The sequence below is a fragment of the Tardiphaga sp. genome (genome assembly GCF_025356345.1).
In the GTDB taxonomy this organism is placed as follows: Bacteria; Pseudomonadota; Alphaproteobacteria; order Rhizobiales; family Xanthobacteraceae; genus Tardiphaga.
This window is the reverse complement of sequence record NZ_JANXTC010000223.1, coordinates 1-5,189: the sequence shown is the minus strand read 5'-3', so window position 1 is coordinate 5,189 and position 5,189 is coordinate 1. Positions and strand designations below refer to the sequence as shown.

4 protein-coding genes are annotated in these 5,189 nt (G+C 65.4%); 1 reads left to right on the top strand and 3 read right to left on the bottom strand.

All coding sequences use genetic code 11. The features are described 5' to 3' along the window. Positions 1–422: 422 nt before the first annotated feature. Genes Q0S16_RS13670 through Q0S16_RS13660 form a run of 3 tightly spaced genes read right to left on the bottom strand, consistent with a single transcriptional unit; the run spans position 423 to position 3,600 of the window. A complete protein-coding gene (locus Q0S16_RS13670; protein ID WP_295849097.1) occupies positions 423–722 on the bottom strand; it encodes an acylphosphatase in 300 nt (99 codons plus the stop codon). Further along, complete coding sequence (locus Q0S16_RS13665) at positions 722–1,588, bottom strand: isocitrate lyase/PEP mutase family protein (RefSeq protein WP_295849095.1); 867 nt, start codon at positions 1,586–1,588, stop codon at positions 722–724. The genes Q0S16_RS13670 and Q0S16_RS13665 overlap by 1 nt, the downstream gene beginning before the upstream one ends. Next, entirely contained in the window at positions 1,585–3,600 is a 2,016-nt protein-coding gene (locus tag Q0S16_RS13660; protein ID WP_295849094.1) for an acetyl/propionyl/methylcrotonyl-CoA carboxylase subunit alpha, read from the bottom strand. Before Q0S16_RS13660 ends, Q0S16_RS13665 begins: the two co-directional genes overlap by 4 nt. 155 nt (positions 3,601–3,755) lie before the next feature. Between Q0S16_RS13660 and Q0S16_RS13655 the strand changes: the two genes are divergently transcribed. Continuing rightward, positions 3,756–5,189 (top strand): alkaline phosphatase family protein (locus Q0S16_RS13655; protein ID WP_295849092.1); only part of this gene is annotated, 1,434 nt, incomplete at its 3' end.

The following is a 5,189-nucleotide window of genomic DNA, read 5'->3' as shown; positions in this document are numbered from 1 at the left end:
TGGTTGGGAGGCGACCCATCTCGCGATGGATCGCGGCGCCTGCGGACGCGCCACCGCGGCGATTTTGGGCCGGGGGACCGTGCTTCCGGTCCAGGCTAAAGCCCCAGGGCCGCTGATCCGGCCGGCTTTCGCCCGCCTTCCACCTGTCCCGTCCAGCTCCCGAGGAGCATCGCCCCGTAATGGGCACGGACGGTGCCCCCGGCCTCCCGAGTCCGTGGCTGCGAACCACGACCGCGGGCGCCGCACCCTGCTCCGCTACCAAGACGCCTCATGACAGCGCCCCTCGCGAACAAGACAACGGGGACCACAGACCTATTTAGGATTTTTATCAGGATCCCAAATCGGGAAACACAACCCGCCGGGAGCAGGATGTTACGCCGCGCCCTAACCCCACCATTGCCCGAAGCTGCGGCAGATTGGGATCAAAGCGTCGGCAGCACCGAAAACCGCTCGCCGCTTGCGCGCTGGTTCAACGCGTCGGGATGGCCTTCTTCGTCGACCACGCCGTCGACCCGTGCCGCGGACGGACCCTGGCGGCACAGCGCGATCATCTCCGCCACCACCCGCTCGTCGCCGGCCAGCAGCGTCTCGACGCTGCCATCGCGGCGGTTGCGAACCCAGCCGTCGATGCCGAGACTTTCGGCGGCGAATTCGAGCCAGGCGCGATAGCCGACGCCCTGCACCCGGCCGCGGACCGTGACCTGGCGGATCGCCCCGCCCATTATTTCTTCAGTCCGAGAAAATCCGCGCCACGCTGCTTCACCAGCGCGGAGCGGCTGACCCAGTCCATCAGGTCGGCCGAGGCAAGGTTCGGCAAATCCTTCGGCGCCACGCCCTCGCGGATCGCCTTCAGCGTCGCGAACACCGCCTGTGTCGCAGCGGCGATCGGCGCGTGGCCCTGCACGGCAATCCGGACGCGCTGCAGCCCGAGAAAATCCCAGTCGGTCATCGCCTCGGTCGGTCCACCGAGCACGATCGGCAGCGTGGTGGCGGCCGCGATCCGCTCCAGATCGGCGCGCGACTTCACCCCCGTGAACATCAAGGCATCGACGCCGGCGGCCTCAAAGCCGGTCGCCCGCGCAATCGCGTCGTCGACCGACGTGACCGCGGCCGCGGCGGTGCGACCGACAATCACCAACGCCGAATCCCGCCGCGCCTCCAGCGCCGCCCTGATTTTGCCGAGGCCCTCCTCCAGCGAAATCAATTGCGGCCTGGCCTCGCCGAAGGCGGCCGGCAACAGCGTGTCCTCGATGGTCAGACCGGCGGCACCGGCCATTTCCAGTTCCTGCACGGTGCGGCGCACGTTCAGCGCATTGCCATAGCCGTGGTCAGCATCGACCAGCACCGGAAGCGCCGCGGCGCGCGACATCCGCCGCATCTGCTCGGCGAGTTCACTGAGCGTAATCAGCGCGATGTCAGGATCGCCTAACACCGCGAGCGAGGCAGCCGAACCGCCAAACATGCCGACTTCGAAGCCGAGATCCTCGGCAATCCGCACCGACATCGCGTCATAGACCGAGCCCGGCCGCAAGCATTGCGAGCCGGACAGGATGGCGCGTAGCGCCTCGCGACGGGTGCGAAAGGTCATGCGAATTCCAGGATCAGCGCATCCACCGCCAGCGTCGCGCCGGCCACCGCGTGGATCTTCTTGACGATGCCGTCACGCTCGGCGCGCAGCACGTTCTGCATCTTCATGGCTTCGACCACCGCCAGCGTCTCGCCCACCTTGACGTCCTGACCCTCGGTCACGGCGATCGACACCACGAGGCCGGGCATCGGGCACAGCAGCTTCTTGCCGGTATCGGCCTTGACGCCGACCGGCATCAGCCGCGCCGCCGCGGCCTCGGTCTCGGTGAACACGTTGACTGCCACCTCATAGCCCTGATGCGCGAGCCGGATGCCATTCGCGATCGGGCGCACCTGCATCGCGGTCAGATGACCATCGATAGTGCCCTCCCAGACCGGATTGCCCGGCGTCCACGGCGACACCAGCGTGTGCGCCGCGCCGACGCTGCCATCGGCAGCCATGAATCGCACCGCGACGCCATCGGCTTCGCGCGCCACTTCGAGCGTGATCTCCTCGCGCTCCAGCCATACCGCCCGGCGGCCGGCGCGGTTGACCGGGCGGCCGATCAGCTGGCCGGAAATCCGCCGCTTGCGCTCGCCGATCACCATGTCGATGGCGGCGGCCACCGCGGCCATGCGCCGCGCGATCTCGCCTTCCGGCGGTCGGGCGGCAAAGCCCTTCGGAAATTCCTCGGCGATGAAGCCGGTCGACAGATTGCCCTCGCGCCAGCGCGGATGGCTCATCAGGGCCGACAGGAACGGAATATTGTGGCGGATGCCGTCGATATAGAACGCGTCGAGCGCGTGTGACTGCGCCTCGATGGCGGCGGCGCGCGATGGCGCATGCGTCACCAGCTTGGCGATCATCGGATCATAATAGATCGAGATCTCGCCGCCTTCCTGCACGCCGGTGTCGTTGCGCACGGTGATGCCGCCGACACTGCTCTCGGCCGGCGGCCGGTATTTGACCAGACGGCCGATCGAGGGCAGGAAATTTCGAAACGGATCCTCGGCATAGACGCGGGATTCCACCGCCCACCCGGTCAGCGTGACATCCTTCTGCGCCATCTGTAGTTTTTCGCCAGCGGCGACGCGGATCATCTGCTCGACCAGGTCGACGCCGGTAACCAGCTCGGTGACTGGATGCTCGACCTGCAGCCGGGTGTTCATCTCGAGAAAGAAGAAGCTCTTGTCCTGCGCGGCGACAAATTCGACCGTGCCGGCGGAGTCGTAATTCACCGCCTTGGCCAGCGCGACCGCCTGCTCGCCCATCTTTCGCCGCGTGGTCTCGTCGAGCAACGGCGATGGCGCCTCCTCGATGACCTTCTGGTTACGGCGCTGGATCGAGCATTCACGCTCGCCGAGATAGATGACGTTGCCGTGCTTGTCGCCGAGGATCTGGATCTCGATGTGGCGGGGATCAACGATGAATTTCTCGATGAAGACGCGATCGTCGCCGAACGAGGACTTTGCCTCGGCGGTTGCCAGGCCAAAGCCCTCCTCGACTTCCGAGGTCGAATAGGCGATCCGCATGCCCTTGCCGCCGCCTCCGGCGGAGGCCTTGATCATCACCGGATAGCCGATCTCGTCGGCGATCTTGATGGCGTGCTTGCCATCGGTAATGACGCCGAGATGGCCCGGCACGGTGGAGACATTGGCCTTGGCCGCCGCCTTCTTGGATTCGATCTTGTCGCCCATCGCGGCGATGGCGCCTGGATTGGGGCCAATGAAGACGATGCCGGCGGCTTCGAGGGCGCGCGGGAAGGATTCGCGCTCCGACAGAAAGCCGTAACCTGGATGCACCGCCTCGGCGCCGGACTTCTTGCAGGCCTCGATGATCTTCTCGATCAGCAGGTAGCTCTCGCTCGCCGCCGGCGGCCCGATCAGGACGGCATCATCCGCCATCTCGACATGCAGCGCATCGCGGTCGGCTTCGGAGTACACGGCGACCGTCTGGATCCCCATGCGGCGAGCGGACTTGATGATGCGACAGGCGATCTCGCCGCGATTGGCGATCAGGATACGTTTGAACATGAGCTGTTTACTTGCAACCTTGAGGCGGGAAGTGGCCTAGCGGGCCAACGGCGCAATGTGGCATGTGGACGCGGCTGTAACAATTCTGTCGCCAACAAAAACTACAGAGGAAAGCGCGGCAGAGCCGCCCGAATTGACACGAAATGAGGTTTTCCATGCGCTGCGCCACCGCAATCTTGACTGTTGGGCTGAGCTTCCTGTCAGCCGCCACGGCTTTCGCCCAAAACAGCCCTGCCCGCAACCTGATTTTGTTCGTGCCGGACGGGCTGCGGGCGCTGAAAGTCACCCCGGAAACCGCGCCGGCGATGGCCGCGCTGCGCGACCAGGGCGTCAATTTCCGCAATTCGCATTCGCTATTCTCGACTTTCACCATGGCCAATGCCTCGGGCATGTCGACCGGGCACTATCTCGGCGACACCGGCACGTTCAGCAACTCGATCTATACCGGCCACCCCACCGCAGTGCAAAATGGCAGCCCGGTCCCGTTCATCGAGCATGACCTCGTGCTGGGCGAACTGAACGAGCAGTTCAATGGCGACTACCTCAACGAGGAGACCCTGCTCAAGGCCGCGCGAAATGCCGGCTTCAGCACGGCGGCACTGGGCAAAGTAGGCCCCACCCTGATGTTCGACCATACCGAGCGCAGCGGCACCAAGAGCATCATCCTCGATGACCAGACCGGCGCCGTCGACAAGGACGGCAAACTGATCGGCATCCCGCTGTCCGACGAAATCAAGAGCGCCCTGACCGCCGCGGGCATGCCGCTGGCGACGCCCGGCCGCGGCGACAATGGCAAGTCCGGCGACGCCCGGACCGCCGGCACCGTGATCGCCAACATCGCGCAGCAGGGCTACATCACCGACGTCGCCACCCGAGTGGTGCTGCCGATGTTCAAGGCCCGCAACAAGCCGTTCGTGCTGGTGCTGTGGTCGCGCGATCCCGACGGCACCCAGCATAATCAGGGCGACAGCCTCAACACCGTGACTCCGGGTATCAACGGTCCAGCCTCGATGGCCGCCATCAAGAACGCCGACAACAACCTTGCGCAATTGCGCCAGGCGCTCGACGAGCTCGGCCTCAGCGCCTCGACCAACATCATCGTCTCCGCCGACCACGGCTTCTCGACGATCTCCAAGGAGAGCAAGACCTCGAGCACCATCAAGGGCACCTACCCCGACACGCCGGCCGGCTTCCTGCCGCTCGGCTTCTTTGCCATCGATCTGGCGAAGGCGCTGGAACTGCCGCTGTTCGATCCCAACAACAAATTCGCGGCTGTCGCCGACAATGATTATCCGAAGGCCGGCAATGCCTTCCTTGGCCAGGACCCGACCAAGCCGGAACTGATCGTCGCCACCAATGGCGGCTCCAATTTGATCTACCTGCCGACCAGGGACAAGGCGCTGGCGGAACGCACGGTGAAGGCACTGCTGGCGCAGGACTATGTCAGCGGCATCTTCGTCGACGACACGCTCGGCAACTTCCCCGGCGCGCTACCGCTGTCGTCGATCAACCTCTCGGGCCAGGCGATTACCCCGCATCCGGCGATCGTCGTCAGCTTCCGTTCCTACGCCGCCGGCTGCGACCAGGCC